General features: G+C 52.8%; 15 protein-coding genes. 8 read left to right on the forward strand and 7 right to left on the reverse strand.

Features of this window, described 5'->3' with window-relative positions; all coding sequences use genetic code 11:
- The 4 genes from WCC56_RS14020 to WCC56_RS14035 all read left to right on the forward strand — a co-directional run.
- Positions 1 to 523, forward strand: a 523-nt coding sequence (locus WCC56_RS14020) for a cation diffusion facilitator family transporter (RefSeq protein ID WP_424692971.1), incomplete at its 5' end; no start/stop codon positions are given.
- Positions 524 to 731: 208 nt separating this feature from the next.
- The gene (gene pfkA, locus WCC56_RS14025) at positions 732 to 1,694 is read left to right on the forward strand and encodes a 6-phosphofructokinase (RefSeq protein ID WP_424692972.1); all 963 of its coding nucleotides are present in this window, start codon (positions 732 to 734) and stop codon (positions 1,692 to 1,694) included.
- Between the two features lie 145 nt (positions 1,695 to 1,839).
- Positions 1,840 to 2,832, forward strand: a complete 993-nt coding sequence (locus WCC56_RS14030; RefSeq protein ID WP_424692973.1) for a sulfate ABC transporter substrate-binding protein — start codon at positions 1,840 to 1,842, stop codon at positions 2,830 to 2,832.
- A 209-nt stretch (positions 2,833 to 3,041) separates the two neighbouring features.
- On the forward strand, positions 3,042 to 3,800 hold the full coding sequence (locus WCC56_RS14035; RefSeq protein ID WP_424693002.1) for a CDP-diacylglycerol diphosphatase: 759 nt from the start codon (positions 3,042 to 3,044) through the stop codon (positions 3,798 to 3,800).
- Positions 3,801 to 3,831: 31 nt separating this feature from the next.
- Here WCC56_RS14035 and yhjD read toward each other — a convergent pair whose 3' ends face one another.
- Both yhjD and WCC56_RS14045 read right to left on the reverse strand, forming a co-directional pair.
- Entirely contained in the window at positions 3,832 to 4,833 is a 1,002-nt protein-coding gene (gene yhjD, locus WCC56_RS14040; protein ID WP_424692974.1) for an inner membrane protein YhjD, read from the reverse strand.
- 57 nt (positions 4,834 to 4,890) lie between these two features.
- Positions 4,891 to 5,790, reverse strand: a complete 900-nt coding sequence (locus tag WCC56_RS14045) for a LysR substrate-binding domain-containing protein (RefSeq protein ID WP_424692975.1) — start codon at positions 5,788 to 5,790, stop codon at positions 4,891 to 4,893.
- Positions 5,791 to 5,904: 114 nt separating this feature from the next.
- Between WCC56_RS14045 and WCC56_RS14050 the strand changes: the two genes are divergently transcribed.
- Positions 5,905 to 6,663, forward strand: a complete 759-nt coding sequence (locus WCC56_RS14050) for an SDR family NAD(P)-dependent oxidoreductase (protein WP_424692976.1) — start codon at positions 5,905 to 5,907, stop codon at positions 6,661 to 6,663.
- A gap of 56 nt (positions 6,664 to 6,719) precedes the next feature.
- Here the strand turns inward: WCC56_RS14050 and WCC56_RS14055 are convergent, their stop codons facing one another.
- Positions 6,720 to 7,571: a PhzF family phenazine biosynthesis protein gene (locus tag WCC56_RS14055; protein ID WP_424692977.1), complete on the reverse strand. Its 852-nt coding sequence runs from the start codon at positions 7,569 to 7,571 to the stop codon at positions 6,720 to 6,722.
- Between the two features lie 161 nt (positions 7,572 to 7,732).
- On the opposite strand from WCC56_RS14055, the gene WCC56_RS14060 reads away from it, so the two are divergent.
- Positions 7,733 to 8,356 carry a glutathione S-transferase family protein gene (locus WCC56_RS14060; protein WP_424692978.1) on the forward strand — a complete coding sequence of 208 codons (624 nt, stop codon included), beginning with the start codon at positions 7,733 to 7,735 and terminating at the stop codon, positions 8,354 to 8,356.
- Positions 8,357 to 8,358: 2 nt separating this feature from the next.
- Here WCC56_RS14060 and WCC56_RS14065 read toward each other — a convergent pair whose 3' ends face one another.
- Entirely contained in the window at positions 8,359 to 9,816 is a 1,458-nt protein-coding gene (locus WCC56_RS14065) for a PLP-dependent aminotransferase family protein (RefSeq protein ID WP_424692979.1), read from the reverse strand.
- A gap of 136 nt (positions 9,817 to 9,952) precedes the next feature.
- Between WCC56_RS14065 and WCC56_RS14070 the strand changes: the two genes are divergently transcribed.
- On the forward strand, positions 9,953 to 10,537 hold the full coding sequence (locus WCC56_RS14070) for a LysE family translocator (protein WP_424692980.1): 585 nt from the start codon (positions 9,953 to 9,955) through the stop codon (positions 10,535 to 10,537).
- A gap of 50 nt (positions 10,538 to 10,587) precedes the next feature.
- Here the strand turns inward: WCC56_RS14070 and mqo are convergent, their stop codons facing one another.
- Both mqo and WCC56_RS14080 read right to left on the reverse strand, forming a co-directional pair.
- Entirely contained in the window at positions 10,588 to 12,207 is a 1,620-nt protein-coding gene (gene mqo / locus WCC56_RS14075) for a malate dehydrogenase (quinone) (RefSeq protein WP_424692981.1), read from the reverse strand.
- A gap of 290 nt (positions 12,208 to 12,497) precedes the next feature.
- Positions 12,498 to 13,916, reverse strand: coding sequence for an aldehyde dehydrogenase family protein (locus tag WCC56_RS14080; RefSeq protein WP_424692982.1), 1,419 nt, complete (start codon positions 13,914 to 13,916; stop codon positions 12,498 to 12,500).
- 101 nt (positions 13,917 to 14,017) lie between these two features.
- Between WCC56_RS14080 and WCC56_RS14085 the strand changes: the two genes are divergently transcribed.
- Positions 14,018 to 14,926, forward strand: coding sequence for a LysR substrate-binding domain-containing protein (locus WCC56_RS14085; protein WP_424692983.1), 909 nt, complete (start codon positions 14,018 to 14,020; stop codon positions 14,924 to 14,926).
- 2 nt (positions 14,927 to 14,928) lie between these two features.
- On the opposite strand, the gene WCC56_RS14090 is transcribed toward WCC56_RS14085, so the two are convergent.
- Positions 14,929 to 15,384: a carboxymuconolactone decarboxylase family protein gene (locus WCC56_RS14090; RefSeq protein WP_424692984.1), complete on the reverse strand. Its 456-nt coding sequence runs from the start codon at positions 15,382 to 15,384 to the stop codon at positions 14,929 to 14,931.
- Positions 15,385 to 15,387 lie beyond the last annotated feature (3 nt).

Below are 15,387 nucleotides of genomic sequence, written 5' to 3' on the forward strand. Positions count from 1 at the left end.
TACCCTGGTGTTGGTGGCGTTCCAGCGGTGGGTGGTCAAGCGTACTCGCAGCGTGGCTATCCGTGCCGATATGCTTCATTACCAGTCCGATGTGATTATGAACGGGGCGATTCTGCTGGCGTTGGGGCTTAGCTGGTATGGCTTTAAACGTGCCGATGCGCTTTTTGCGTTAGGGATTGGCGTGTGGATTTTATACAGCGCATTGCGGATGGGATATGAAGCCGTACAGGCGCTGCTGGACCGGGCTTTACCTGATGAAGATCGTCAGGCGATCATCGATATCGCCTCAAGCTGGCCAGGCGTTCAGGGGGCGCATGATATCCGCACCCGCCAGTCTGGCCCAACCCGTTTTATCCAGTTGCACCTGGAGATGGACGATAATTTACCCCTTGTTCAGGCGCATAAAATGGCGGAAGACGTTGAACAGGCTCTGTTAAGTCGGTTTCCTGGTTCGGATGTGATCATTCATCAGGATCCCTGCTCGGTGGTTCCGGCTGAACGGGCGCGGGGACTTGATCTATAATTCTTTGGGAAATAAACGGGTTAGCGTAATGAATGTGAAAAACGTGACGCGGCGCAAAAAAAATAGCTAAATGATGACTGACCTGAATCAATTCAGCTGCCTGGCTTTGATATACTATTGCCATCATTAGTGGGTAAGCTCGCCTTATGCGCCGACCTTCCACGGCGCTCAGAATTCTAATTTTGCATCAACAAGTTCAGAGGTTGTCATGATTAAAAAAATCGGTGTACTGACAAGTGGCGGCGATGCGCCGGGAATGAACGCAGCCATCAGAGGCGTGGTCCGTGCCGCCCTGAGTGAAGGCCTGGAAGTGTGTGGCGTTTATGATGGTTACCTTGGTCTGTATGAAGATCGCATGGCCAATCTGGACCGTTACAGCGTGTCTGACATGATTAACCGTGGCGGCACCTTCCTGGGCTCTGCGCGTTTCCCTGAGTTCCGTGAAGATGCCGTTCGCACCGTTGCCATTGAGAACATGAAAAAGCGCGGCATTGATGCGCTGGTCGTGATTGGCGGTGATGGTTCTTATATGGGAGCCAAACGTCTTACTGAGATGGGCTTCCCTTGTATTGGTCTGCCGGGCACGATTGATAATGACGTAGCCGGAACGGATTACACCATTGGCTACTTCACTGCGCTGGAAACGGTAGTTGAAGCCATTGACCGCCTGCGTGATACCTCCTCTTCTCACCAACGTATTTCAATCGTTGAAGTCATGGGACGTTACTGTGGCGATCTGACGCTGGCCGCAGCTATCGCTGGCGGGTGTGAATTTATCGTGCTGCCAGAAATACCTTATACCCGCGAAGAGCTGGTAGAAGAGATCAAAGCCGGCATAGCGAAAGGGAAAAAGCACGCTATCGTGGCGATTACCGAGCACATCTGCGATATCGATGAGCTGGCGAAATACATCGAAACAGAAACCAAGCGCGAAACCCGCTCAACGGTGCTGGGACATATCCAGCGCGGCGGAGCGCCGGTAGCTTACGACCGTATCCTCGCTTCCCGTATGGGCGCCTACTCTATTGAGTTGCTGCTGCAGGGTTACGGCGGCCGTTGTGTGGGGATTCAGAATGAGAAGATGGTGCACCACGACATCATTGATGCGATTGAAAATATGAAGCGTCCTTTCAAAGGTGACTGGCTGGATACCGCCAAAAAGCTTTATTAAGAGAAAACAAGGCGCTGAAGCACAGCGCCTTTTTACTGCCGGTCTATATTCCATTAGGTTATTAAAGCTTTTTTTTAATTCTTTAAATCATGGATAGGTTTGTGTCAGGCTCTCTTACAGCAAAAAACCTTTGGGAGAGAGTGTGATGAATAAGTGGAGTGTGGGGTTTACCCTGTTACTGGCTTCAACCAGCGTCCTGGCGAAAGATGTCCAGCTGCTGAATGTCTCTTACGATCCAACTCGTGAGTTGTACGAACAATACAACAAAGCGTTCAGCGCGCATTACAAACAGGAAACTGGCGACAATGTTGTGGTCCGTCAGTCGCATGGGGGCTCCGGTAAGCAAGCCACTTCGGTCATCAATGGTATTCGTGCTGATGTAGTTACGCTGGCGTTAGAATCCGATGTGGATGCTATTGCTCAACGCGGCCGTATCGACAAAAACTGGATTAAACGTCTGCCAGACAACTCTGCTCCTTACACCTCTACCATCGTTTTCCTTGTCCGCAAAGGGAACCCAAAGCAGATCCACGACTGGGGTGATTTAACCAAACCAGGCGTTTCGGTCATCAGCCCGAATCCTAAAACGTCAGGCGGTGCTCGCTGGAACTATCTGGCGGCATGGGGTTGGGCTCTGGATCAGAACCATGGCGATCAGGCTAAAGCTCAGGCTTATGTGAAAGCCCTGTATAAAAACGTTGAGGTGCAGGATTCAGGCGCTCGTGCTGCGACCAATACCTTCGTAGAACGTGGACTGGGTGATGTGTTGATTGCCTGGGAAAATGAAGCCTATCTGGCGGTAAATAAGCTGGGTAAAGACAAATTCGAAATCGTGACGCCGAGTGAATCAATTCTGGCGGAACCTACCGTTTCGGTAGTGGATAAAGTGGTTGATGAGCGTGAAAGCCGCAAAGTGGCAGATGAGTATCTGAAATACCTGTATTCACCAGTAGGCCAGACTATCGCCGCGGAAAACTATTATCGCCCGCGTGATCCTGAAGTGGCTAAGAAGTTTGCCAGCACCTTCGCGCCGGTGAAACTGTTTACCATTGATAATAAGTTTGGCGGCTGGACTCAGGCCCAGAAAACGCACTTTGCCGATGGTGGCACTTACGATCAGATCATGAAACCCGATTAATTCTTACCAGGCGGTGAAACCCTTCACCGCCTGATTTGCCTTATCCCCGCCCTTAATCGCTTATTTACGCCTTCCTTACCCTTTCCAGACACAGACTTAAGTCGATTTATTTCCGCCCAGAAAAATGGTCACCGCGATTGATTATTTGACATGATCTTTATCCGTAATTCGTTTACATTACGAGCAGATTATGAGCAGAGGTTTCAATGATGCAGGGGCGAAAGCGGATCCTGATTTTAGTGGGTGTAGCTGGGGTAATTTTGACGGCGGGCTGTGCCTCGATAGCGTTGAATTATAAGAACAATTCGGACGCGCTATGGAAAATTGTCAGTCAAAAATGTGTGCCTAACCAAAATCAGAATAACGATCCTACGCCCTGTCGTCAGGTCGACTTACGCAATGGTTATGTTGTCATGAAAGACCGCGTGGGTCCTCTGCAGTTTTTATTAATGCCGGTGGAAAAAATAACCGGTATTGAAAGTCCGGTGTTACTCAATCCTGCCACACCTAATTTCTTTGCTGAAGCCTGGCGCTCACGTCATTTCATGGAAGAGAAACGCGGCGCACCTATTGATGACAGCGCAGTCGCTTTGAGCATTAATTCAGAGCGCGGAAGAACACAGAATCAGCTGCATATTCATATCTCCTGTCTACGCCGGGATATTCGCCAACAGCTGGACAGCCTGAGCCCGAAACTCACCAGCCTGTGGCAATCTGAACAGTTGTCTGGCCATACTTATCAGGTGCGGGCAGTGACGCGGGATGAGATCAAAAAAATGAGTCCTTTCCTGCGTATCGCTAAGGAGTTGCCCGGTGCACGGGAAGAGATGTACAAATACGGCATTGCCGTTGCTGCGCTGCCGGATGGCCGTCGCGTGATGATGGTGATCAAGCGCAATCTGCTGATGCTAAACCGTGGGTCTGCCGAGGAGCTACAGGATCACAGCTGCAGCATTCTGAAATCTTAAGGGCAACACAGGCTGCCCTTAAGAAGAAGCGTCAGGCTTTGTCAGTCGCTGGCTCGATGGGTTTATCGTCTTTGTACTTCGCCGTAGCAATCCAGGCGGCGCAGAACAGCGTCAGGCGCGCAAAGAAGTAGAAAAAGGCCATTAAGCCAAGGACCGAACCAAACGCAGCCCCGGAAGGGGAAGACGCCAGCTTAGGTAAGGTCAATGTCATGATGAATTTGATGACTTCAAAACCGATAGCCGCCAGCAATGTCCCGCGGAATAAGGCTTTCTTACGCGGTTTATGCCGTGGAAGGATCCAGAAAATCCACAGGAACAGCAGGTAGTTAGCCAGAATCGAAATCGACAGAGCGATGAGCGTCATCGCCGGTTTCAGCCACTCGATTCCTTCCAGACCTAGCGAGCGAACAATGAGGTCCTGCGCCGCTCCAGCAATTGAGGTGAGTGAAAGGGTGATGATCAGCGCCAACACCAGCCCGGTCAGAGAAATAAAGTCGCGCGAATACCTCAACCAGATTTTCTCTTTATCCTGCTTGTTTCTTTCCCACACATCGCGCGACTGAGCGCGGATAGCCTCGCGAAGGTTCCCCATCCAGCTGATGCCAGAATAGAGTGCAAGGAACAAACCGGTCAGCCCGACAGTGGTTCGCTGTTGAATCGCCGTGTTAACGGTATTTTTCAGCGTTGAGGCCAGCGTAGGATCGCTGATGTTGTCCACGATCTTATTGATCAATTGGGTCAACAGGTCCTGGTTTGAAGCCAGCACAAAACCGACAGCGGCAAAAGACACCATCAGAATGGGGATCAGCGACAGAAAGGAGAAATAGGTGATGGCCGCGCCAAACTGGCTGCCCAGGCGATCGTTAAAGCGTTCACCGGCACGCAGGAAATGCGCCACGGCGGGGATGGCCTGGAACCAGCTAACCAGCCGCGATACCCGGGTAATGGATTTATCCACGGTGTGATTGCCAGTCTTGATATTGATCAGCGGTTTTTCTTCTTGCTGCGTTTCAGCGGAGTGGTTTTCCTTCATGTCACCTTCTTCGTGTCCTTCAAATGAATGTAGCTGCCTGAAATTATAGTCTCGCAGTCAGGCAACGTAATTTTTCATCGTCTGAGTGATCCATTCCATAAACACATGCACCCGTCGGGCGAGGTTACGGCGATGGGGATAAATCAGCGAAATGGGCATCGGCTCAGCCCGAAAATGGGGAAGCACTTCGACCAACGTTTTGTTCGCCAGTGCCTCCTTCATCCCGGCCAGCGGTGCCTGAATAATGCCTAACCCAGCCAGACAGGCGGCCTGGTAAGTCACCGTGTTGTTAACGGTGATCGATCCACCCGTCTGGATAAAGCGAGTGGTTTTGCCGTCCCAGTACTCAAATCCCTGTGGATGAACGCCCAGCTGTTGGCTGTAATGCACCATCGCGTGTTGGCCAAGATCGTCAAGCGTCTGCGGAGTGCCGAACCGGGCCAGATAGTCAGGACTGGCGCAGTTTATCTGGGTCATCTTCCCCAACGGACGAGCGATCAGCCCCGAGTCACCCAGCGTGCCCCCACGGATCACGCAGTCAAAGCCTTCACGTATCACATCTACCCGCCGGTCACTGCTGCTCAGCTCCAGCTCGATACCCGGATACTGCTGCAAAAATTGTGGCAGCAAAGGCAGGATGAAATTACAGGCAAGGCTTACCGACATATCTACCCGTAACCGGCCGCTGAGCGTGGCGGGATCGTGCTGGAATAACGAGTCCATCTCTTCAAGCGTGGCTAAGACATCCCGGCAGCGCTCGTAATACACCAGCCCATCCTGAGTCAGTTGCACTCGTCGGGTGGTGCGGTGCAGTAAGCGCGTACCCATGCTGTTTTCCAACGCCTGAAGCTGACGAGAGAGGCTGCCTTTAGGTAAACCCAGGCTATCTGCAGCCCGGGTAAAACTCTGCAACTCCGCTACCCTGACGAATACCTGCATTGCGTGAATTTTATCCATTTTTGCGCCTGTTGTTATCCAGAATGAAACAGTGAAGCGTCATTCAGGACATTTATAGATCAGAACGAAGGTAATATCCTGTTTTTTGTCCACAGAAACAGACTGGAGAAGAAAATGCATTCTAAAATCGCAGTGATTACCGGTGGAAGCAGGGGTTTAGGTGAGAATTCCGCCCTGAAACTGGCCGCAAGAGGCGTAGACATCATTTTGACCTACCGCAGTAAGCAGCCGGAAGCCGATCAAGTTGTACAGCGCATTGAAGCGCTGGGAGCCCGTGCCGTGGCGCTTCAGCTGGATGTGGGTAACAGTAAAAGCTTCGCGGCCTTTGCCACTGAAGTGCAGAACCAGCTAAAAACGATCTGGCAAAGAGAGCGTTTTGATTATTTATTAAACAACGCCGGGACGGGACTTCACGCCAGTTTTGACGAAACCACGGAAGAGCAGTTTGATGAGATGGTAAATGTCCATTTCAAAGGGCCATTTTTCCTCACGCAGAAGCTGTTGCCGCTGCTGGTGGACGGCGGACGCATCCTCAATATTTCCAGCGGACTTGCCCGTTTCAGCCTGCCAGGGTCCAGTGCTTATGCTTCGGTAAAAGGGGCGATGGAAGTGTTGACCCGGTATCAGGCCAAAGAGCTGGGCAAACGGGGAATTGCGGTGAACATCCTGGCACCAGGCGCGATAGCCACAGATTTCAGCGGTGGGATGGTGCGGGATAATCCGGAAGTGAATGCTTTTGTTGCCTCGCAAACGGCGTTGGGACGGGTAGGTTTACCTGATGATATCGGCAACGCTGTAGCGCAGATCCTCAGTGACGAAAGCGGTTGGATCAACGGTCAGCGTATTGAGGCTTCGGGCGGCATGTTTATATAAGCCTCTGGCGCCGCTCTCTGCATTCACACACAGAAAGCGGCGCTCAGTTAGAGTGATCAGACCTTGAGCGTCCCGTCGATAACCGTCACGGTTTGTCCGCCAATCCACACGCCATCTGTTGCGTAGGTAACGCTTAGCCTGCCAGCGCGTTTCATTGCGGTTCCCTGACGTACCCGATAGTCCAGCTCTACGCCCTGCGCCTGCAGATAGCGTGCCAGGCAGGCGTTAGCACTGCCTGTTACCGGATCCTCGGTGAAGGAGCCATTCTCGACCAGCAACCCTCGCACTTCATATTGCTCGGGCATCCCGTCCAGCGGCCCGAACGGCATCACGCCATTCACCTGGGCCTTACGCAACAGCCGCTCAAACTCCACGATATTGGGTTTGATAGCCAGAACGGCCTCAGCGGATTGCATCGGCACCAGCAGCCAGCGTATCCCCATATCTGCCACCATGACCGGCAGTTTAGTTTCCAGCGCATCACTGTTCAGGGCGCTGCTCAACGGCGCATCGCTGAACTCTGTCAACGTGGCTTCCGGCGCGGCGAACGCCAGCGCGCCATCGGCGGCAATCTTAATAGTGACCAGGCCAATCCCGCACTCCTGCACTATCTTTCCGTGAGTGTTCAACGGCACGCCAGATTCAATCAATGCATGGGCTGTTCCAAGGGTCGGATGACCGGCGAACGGCAGTTCCAAATCTGGGGTGAAAATCCGTACCCGATAGTCTGCTGCCGGATCCGTTGGCGGGAGAACAAAGGTGGTTTCTGACAGATTGGTCCAGCTGGCAATGGCCTTCATCTGCTCATCGCTCAGGCCGCTGGCATCGATAATGACCGCCAGCGGATTACCATTGAGTGGGGAGGAGGTAAAGACATCAACCTGTTTAAATGCACGTAACTGTGTCATCACTAAAGTCCTTCTGGTGGGCATGTTGCAAGAGTAGCCGGAAAATGACCTGTTGAAGCCGGCAGTAATCACAATCTTGAGGCAACAAGGGGTTAGCCATTGTCAGCTTCATCGAATATGGGTATTAATAGCCTAACCCTGCACAAAAAAGTGACGGAACTATGCTGAAAATACTGGGACGAGCCTCATCAATCAACGTTCGCAAAGTGCTTTGGGTTTGTGAAGAGCTGGACATTGCCTTCCGCCGGGAAGACTGGGGCGAAGGATTTAAATCCCCCCAGGATGCTGCGTTCAAAAACCTCAATCCCAACGCCCTGATACCGGTTATTCAGGAAGGCGATTTCATCCTTTGGGAATCCAACGCCATCATCCGTTATCTGGCGAATGCCTATGGCGGCGGCTGGCTGTATCCCGAAGATCCTCGCGCTCGTGCGCCGGTCGATCAGTGGATTGACTGGCAGGCAACCGAGCTGAACACCTCCTGGCGCTATGCTTTTATGTCGCTGGTTCGTCACTCTCCTGCGCATCAGGATCCCCGTTTGCTGGCCGCAGCCAGTAAAGGCTGGTCGCATACCATGGGTATTCTTAATGCCCAGCTGGAACGGACGGGCGCTTATGTCGCGGGCAAAGAGTTCTCGCTGGCTGACGTTCCCGTAGGACTTTCCGTCAACCGCTGGTATGAAACTCCGCTTGACCATCCTGACTTACCGGCAGTTCGTGCTTATTATGAGCGTCTGACTCAGCGCAAAGGCTACGCGACCTATGGCCGCAACGGCACACCCTGATCTCAGCCGATGCCCGCTTCAAGCCCGCTAAGTTCACAGGCCAGCGCGCCGGTTCGCTTCAGTGCCCAGGTATAGCGTTCATCAAAGGGATAACAGCAGGAGAGCCGAAGCGCGCTGTTTCCGCGATCGCTTAAGGTATAAAGCGCACCGGGCGTCAGGCAAATCTTCTCCTGTAGCAACCGATGAAACAGGTCGACGGTATCCACTTTCGCGGGCAGCTCTACCCAGAACACGAAGCCACCGCTGGGCAGCGTTGCCTGAGTACCCTGAGGAAAATGGCGGGCGATAATGCCTCTGGCCTCATCCAGCTGCCCAGCGTAGCGGCGGCGCATAGTGCGCAGATGATGATCGTATCCCCCTGATTCCAGAAAATGGCCCAGCGTTTCTGATAACAAGCGTGATTCAGCCAGCGATGAGACGGATTTTAGTCTCGCCAGCTGCGCGCTGAAGCGTCCTGCCGCAATCCAGCCAATGTGGAAGTCCGGTGCCACCGTTTTGGTAAAGCTGGCGCAGTACAGCACCCAACCCTGCGTATCAAAGGCTTTCACTGAAGGCGCGAGTGGCCAGCAAAACTGCAGTTCGCCGTACAAACCGTCTTCAAGTAGCGGGACCTGGTAACGGTTAACCAGCTTTGCCAGCCGTTTTTTGTCGGCCAGCTTCATGGTGCAGCCCAGGGGATTCTGCACATTGGGCATGGCTACAATCGCCTGCAGGCGCTTTTCCTGCAGCAGCAATTCCAGCGCATCAAGCGACATCCCGTGTTGCGGGTCGGTAGGGATTTCCAGCACTTTTAACCCAAGGCTCGCCAGTAGCGGGAAGAGGTAAAAATAGGTTGGTGTTTCGACGCCTACACAATCACCAGGTTTGGTGACCGTTCTCAGCGCCAGCTGCAACGCTTCCATACAACCGTGGGTTAACGTGATGTCTTCGGTGGCCAGCGTCATCCCCAGGTTCATCGAGCGTTTAGCAATTTCCCGGCGTAAGCGTTCGCTGCCGGGGGGTAAAGCATAGCGGCCAATCAAATCCGGTTCCCGGCGTAACAGCGAAGCCATGATGCGGCTGATTTTTGCCGTGGGAAAAAAATCGCTATTCTGCGGGCAGGCTAATGAGATGTTGGTGTAGTCCGGATGATTTTGCGCAGCGAAAACTGCTTCAATCAGATCCAGTTTCTCACTGCTTGGGGAGCGGACTTTAGCCCGACGGTCGCCACTGGTTTTCACCGAAGGCAACATTCCCCGGACGTAATAACCTGACTGAGGACGTGCTTCTATCAGGCCACGATCTTCAAGGATCCGATAGGCAGTCAGCACAGTATTGATACTGACTTGATGATTACTGGCACAGCGACGTATCGCGGGCAGGCGGCTGCCAGGCAGGAAAGTGCCGTTATGAATGGCTTCTGCCAGCGATTCCGCCAGCTGATGATAAAGGGTGCTTTCCTGGGATTCGACAATGGACACAGTCGCCTGCCTTGGTCATGGGTACAGTGAAAGTCATTTCGACATTGTACTCATTACAATAGTGCATTTCTGAATCTGTTACCATTTGCCTGTCCGCTCTACCATGGTGTTCTCATTCACCAGCAGGAAACTGACCATGCTTGATCCCTCTTTTTTCAGTTATGTCACCGTAATGTCGATTACGCCTGGGCCGAACAACCTGATGCTGGCGACGTCCGGCGTCAATTTTGGCATGCGCAGAACGCTGCCGATGCTGTTGGGGATTATGATTGGTTGCGCGATCCAGACGGCGATAGCGGGGTTACTGCTGGAGGTCTTGCTGGTGTGGATGAGTGCCATTCGCCTGCCATTAACGCTGCTGGGTGCGGCTTATCTGCTCTGGCTGTCGTGGAAGATTTTCCGCAGCGGTGCGCCAGAATTACGCGAGAAAGCTCAGCCGATGACGCTGCTGGGTGGGGCGATGTTCCAGGCGATCAATCCCAAAGCCTGGCTGATGGCGACCAACGTCGCGCTGATGTACACCGCCAGCAGCGGTATCCTCGCGGTGATGATTGGGTTTATGGCGTTGAATCTGCCCTGCATTCTGATTTGGGCGGCAATGGGAGATCGGCTGGGGAAACATCTGCAGGTGCCGTGGAAACTGCGTTTATTCAATACGGTGATGGCGTTATCGCTGATGGCGACAACGTTGTGGATGGTGATTGAAGTGATTCACCCCTGAAAAAAAAGGCGGCCTTTCAGCCGCCCATTTTTGCCTGACGTGAGCCGTAATTACTTACCGATCACCGCTGCATTGGCTTCTTCTGCTTCATCATTCGCTGCTGAGGTTGGGGTGTAATCCAACTGCAAAATGCGACTGGTGTCAGCCAGCTCTTTCTCGGTAGCGGCCACGTTGCCGTTCAGCTTCCTGCCATACGAAGGGATCATTGTTTTCAGCTTCGCCTGCCACTCGCTTGAGGAGAACCGGTCTTCAAAGACTTTGGCCATCAGGTCGATCATGATTGGTGCCGCGGTTGATGCGCCCGGAGAGGCACCCAGCAGGGCGGAAATAGTGCCATCCTGAGAGGTAACCACTTCGGTACCGAGTTTCAGCACGCCACCTTTCTCAGCATCTTTCTTGATAATTTGCACGCGCTGGCCGGCTTTCACCAGACGCCAGTCTTCCTTTCTGGCTTCAGGGAAGTACTCCTGAAGCGCCTTCAGGCGATCGTCATCGGTCAGCATCACCTGGCCGACCAGATATTTCACCAGATCGAAGTTGCTCAGGCCAACGTGCAGCATCGGCTTAATGTTGGAAGATGTCAGTGAGCCAAACATATCAAACAGCGAACCCTGCTTCAGGAACTTGGTTGAGAAGGTGGCGAAAGGACCAAACAGCAGCGTCTGTTTGCCGTCCAGCATCCGAGTATCAAGATGCGGAACCGACATCGGTGGCGCGCCTACAGAAGCTTTGCCATAGACTTTCGCCAGATGACGTTTCACCACTTCTGGGTTTTCGGCCACCAGGAACTCGCCGCCTACCGGGAAGCCAGCATAGTCTTTCACTTCTGGTATGCCCGATTTTTGTAACAGCGTCAGGCCAGCCCCGCCAGCCCCAATAAAGACATATTTCGCGCGCAGCGTTTTTTCCTGACCGTTATTTTTCAGGTCTGCGACGGTAACGCTCCAGCTGGCATCTTCATTACGTTTGATATCGCGAACGTCATGACTGGTTTTGAGCGAGAACTGTGCGCTTTTCTGCAGCGACTCCACCAGTTGCTGGGTAATTTCGCCGAAGTTCACGTCGGTACCGCTCATGATACGGGTTGCAGCGACGCGGTCTGTGACTTCGCGGCCTTCCATCATCAGCGGAACCCAGTCCCTGACTTGTTCCGGGTCTTCTGAATATTCCATGCCACGGAAAAGCGTGCTCTTCTGTAAGGCTGCAAAGCGTTTTTTCAGGAACTCGACATTGTCGTCGCCCCAGACAAAGCTCATGTGCGGCACGCTATTAATGAAGCTGCGTGGGGTATGCAGGTTGCCTTTCTGTACCTGATAGGCCCAGAACTGGCGGGAAATCTGGAAGGATTCGTTGATTTCCACGGCTTTTTTGATCTCTATCGAGCCGTCACTTTTTTCTGGGGTGTAGTTCATCTCTGCCAGCGCGGAGTGGCCCGTACCTGCATTATTCCAGCCGTTTGAACTCTCTTCAGCGATGCTGTCCAGACGTTCAACCATGCCAATACGCCACGTGGGCTCAAGCTCCTGTAAATAGGTGCCGAGCGTGGCGCTCATGATACCGCCGCCGATCAATAACACATCGACGTCATTTTTCTCTTCTTCAGCCGTTACCGATTTTGCCAAACTTATTGCGTTGAACCAGCCAGCCAGGCGTACTGCTAAATTTCGCATGAGGCGACTTCTCCGTCTGTTGAATCATCAACATGGTAAGCAGGTGAAACAGTTTCGGCTTCTGAGGAGCTCGTTTTGCTGTCTCGTTTTTCCAGGGTAATTTTTAAGCAAATTCACACATTAAAACGAATGTATTGAAAATGATCAAAGCGATAGAAATATACCATTGTTACCAGTAAATTAAAAAATTGTTTAAAGATTAAAAATGAGAATGAAAAATCAAACGAAATTAGTAACATTGATACCGCGCCGTGAGGGTGGCGCGGTCAGAGGAAGGGAGAGGCGGAGAGCTAATTGATAATCAGTGACTTAGGTTCAAGAAAGGCTTCCAGCCCCCAACGACCCATTTCGCGACCCAGTCCGGAGTGTTTGAAGCCGCCAAAGGGCGCTTTGGGTTCATGAAACAGCGTGTTAACCAATACACGTCCGGATTCGATTTGTCTGGCAACGCGTTCGGCTCTTTCAACATCCGCGCCAAGCACTAAAGCACTAAGTCCATAGTCCGTCTCATTCGCCAGCTTAATAGCTTCAGCTTCATCGCTATAGGTGATCACGCTTAACACCGGGCCAAAAATTTCTTCACGCGCCAGCGTCATGGTATTGGTGACATCGGTGAACAGCGTAGGACGGATATTCCAGCCACAATCGATTCCTTCCGGGCGGCCTAATCCGCCAGCCAACAGTCGTGCACCTTCTTTGCTGCCAAGGTTGATGTAATGTTGCACGCGATCCCACTGTTTCTGGCTGACCATGGGTCCAATGTCGGTAGTGGCTGAGCGGGGATCGCCAGACACCGTTTGATTAACAGCTTCAGCCAACGCCTGCTCAAACTCATCTTTACGTGAGGCAGGGATAAAAATTCGGGTCCCCGCGATACAAGCCTGTCCGCTGTTCATAAACCCGGCCTGTATGGCGAGTGGAACCGCTTCGTCAATCAAGGCGTCATCCAGGAAAAGGGTTGGCGATTTGCCGCCCAGTTCGAGCGTGATACGCTTTAATGTCTCCGCGCCATTGCGCAAAATGGCTTTTCCTACGGCGGTTGAGCCAGTAAAGGAGATTTTGGCGATATCCGGATGGCGGCTGATCTCTCCCCCTACCACCTCACCTCTGCCGGTAACAATATTGAATACGCCAGGAGGCAAACCGGCTGCGTGCAGGGCTTCAGTGACAATCTGCGTTTGTAGGGCGCTCATCTCGCTTGGTTTGATTACCGCTGTACAACCTGCTGCCAGTGCCGCCGCCAGCTTTCCGCAGATGAATCCAGCGTTGCTGTTCCAGGGGGTAATCAACCCGGCAACACCCACCGGCGTCATAAGCACATTTGCCCGTCCAGTCTGCTGCTCAAAGGAGTAGGCTTCCAGCGCCTCCATCGCCTGACCAATCACCACAGCAGGATAGGCGGCCATCCAACCGGAGCGCGCGGCCGGGGCGCCATATTCCATGATAATGGCTTCAAGCAGGTCTGCTTCTCTTGCCATTACCGCTTGCTGCAGGCGTTTAAGCCATTCCAGCCGTTCGGCTTTACGGGTGTTTGCAACGGCAGGGAATGCGGCTTTGGCGGCGGCAATCGCCCGTTGGGTATCGACCACATCGGCAAGGCGTACCTGGCCAATAATCTCTTCAGTGGCTGGATTATGAAGATCGAACCACTCTTCGCCATGAGGGGTGACGAATTCTCCATTGATATAAATCTGACTGATGCGTTGCATACTTTTTCTCCAGTGAAAGGCTGGAATGAGTATAAGAGTCGAACATCGTGCTGATAAGCTGGTGTATCCTGTAATGGGTGTACCGATAATCAGGATAATTTATGCATCGTTCTGGTCTGATTGAGCTTGAAGTGGTGATGGCTGTGGCACGACGAGGCAGTTTCCGCGCGGCTTCCCGCGAACTGGGAATGTCGGCTACTGCGGTGAGCAGTGCCGTTGCCGGGCTTGAAGCGCGGTTGGAAACTCGACTTTTTAACCGGACAACGAGGAGCGTGGCGCTAACCGAGGCCGGCGTTCGTTATCTGGACAGAATCGGTCCGGCATTGAATGAGATCCGTCAGGCCTCGGAAGAAATTGGCAGCCATGCCAATGAACCGGCGGGCACGTTGCGGCTGAATGTACCGGTAGAAGTGGCGAGTTTGTTCTTCAACGCCATTTTGAAATCGTATTTACAGCAGTACCCGCAGATGAAGCTGGAAATTGTCAGCGAAGCGCGACTGGTAGATATCGTTGCCGAAGGGTTTGATGCTGGCGTCCGCCTCGCCGAGTCTGTTCCGCAAGACATGATAGCCGTAGCGCTAACTGGCGATCTGCGTATGCGTATTGTCGGTTCACCGGACTATTTTACCCGCTGTGGTAAGCCTTCCTCTCCTGATGAGTTGCAGCAACATGTTGGCTTAGGAATGCGGATGTCGCACGGTGGCATTTATCGCTGGGAGCTGACAAAGCAGGGAGAGGCGATCGAGGTGGCCGTTCCCTCAAGAGCTATTTTTACTGATATGCGGACGCTGCGGGAAGCGGCGCTTGCGGGGATTGGGCTGGCGTTTATTTCTGAGTTTCAGGTGGCTGAGGATTTACGCCTTGGGAACCTAATCTCTGTGCTGGATGAGTGGTCGGCGCCTTTTGCGGGCCTGCGGCTCTATTATCCTGGCCATCGCCATGTGCCAGCCGGTTTAAAAGCGCTGGTGGCGATGATCCAGGGACAGAAAAAAGGGTTCAGCCTGCTGTGATTTTAACCGCGTGGTGCGCTGTCAGGTAACTTGCGGTGGCTGATCGCCAATCGGTTATAGGCATTCATCAGTCCAATGGCGATGGTCATGTCGCTGATCTCTTTTTCACTGAACGCGGCTTCAACGTCGGCGAAGACTGAATCTGGCGCGTGAGTTTGTGAAATTAACGTCAGTGATTCGGCCCAAGCCAGCGCCGCTTTCTCACGTGTTGAGAACCAGTCGCCCGCTTCACGCCAGACCTGAGTGAGCACAATTTTGTCCCACGGCAGGCCTTCTTTGTGCAATGCTTTAGTATGCATATCAATACAGTATGCGCAGCCATTAATTTCCGACACACGCAGGAAGACCAGCTCGATCAGATCCTGTGGCAGGCCGCATTGCGCAACATAGTTGTACACGCCGCCAAGGGCTTTCATGCCAGCAGGGGCAACCTGGATGTAATCAATACGTTCGCTCATTCT

It is taken from the genome of Erwinia sp., assembly GCF_049696395.1.
In the GTDB taxonomy this organism is placed as follows: domain Bacteria; phylum Pseudomonadota; class Gammaproteobacteria; order Enterobacterales; family Enterobacteriaceae; genus Erwinia.

Bases quoted from the DNA above. Each gene is read 5' to 3' on its own strand.
- WCC56_RS14085 (WP_424692983.1), top strand. From the start codon at position 14,018: ATGCATCGTTCTGGTCTGATTGAGCTTGAAGTGGTGATGGCTGTGGCA.
- pfkA (WP_424692972.1), top strand. From the start codon at position 732: ATGATTAAAAAAATCGGTGTACTGACAAGTGGCGGCGATGCGCCGGGA.
- WCC56_RS14080 (WP_424692982.1), bottom strand. From the start codon at position 13,916: ATGCAACGCATCAGTCAGATTTATATCAATGGAGAATTCGTCACCCCT.
- WCC56_RS14070 (WP_424692980.1), top strand. From the start codon at position 9,953: ATGCTTGATCCCTCTTTTTTCAGTTATGTCACCGTAATGTCGATTACG.
- mqo (WP_424692981.1), bottom strand. From the start codon at position 12,207: ATGCGAAATTTAGCAGTACGCCTGGCTGGCTGGTTCAACGCAATAAGT.
- WCC56_RS14030 (WP_424692973.1), top strand. From the start codon at position 1,840: ATGAATAAGTGGAGTGTGGGGTTTACCCTGTTACTGGCTTCAACCAGC.
- yhjD (WP_424692974.1), bottom strand. From the start codon at position 4,833: ATGAAGGAAAACCACTCCGCTGAAACGCAGCAAGAAGAAAAACCGCTG.
- WCC56_RS14055 (WP_424692977.1), bottom strand. From the start codon at position 7,571: ATGACACAGTTACGTGCATTTAAACAGGTTGATGTCTTTACCTCCTCC.
- WCC56_RS14050 (WP_424692976.1), top strand. From the start codon at position 5,905: ATGCATTCTAAAATCGCAGTGATTACCGGTGGAAGCAGGGGTTTAGGT.
- WCC56_RS14045 (WP_424692975.1), bottom strand. From the start codon at position 5,790: ATGGATAAAATTCACGCAATGCAGGTATTCGTCAGGGTAGCGGAGTTG.
- WCC56_RS14060 (WP_424692978.1), top strand. From the start codon at position 7,733: ATGCTGAAAATACTGGGACGAGCCTCATCAATCAACGTTCGCAAAGTG.
- WCC56_RS14090 (WP_424692984.1), bottom strand. From the start codon at position 15,384: ATGAGCGAACGTATTGATTACATCCAGGTTGCCCCTGCTGGCATGAAA.
- WCC56_RS14035 (WP_424693002.1), top strand. From the start codon at position 3,042: ATGCAGGGGCGAAAGCGGATCCTGATTTTAGTGGGTGTAGCTGGGGTA.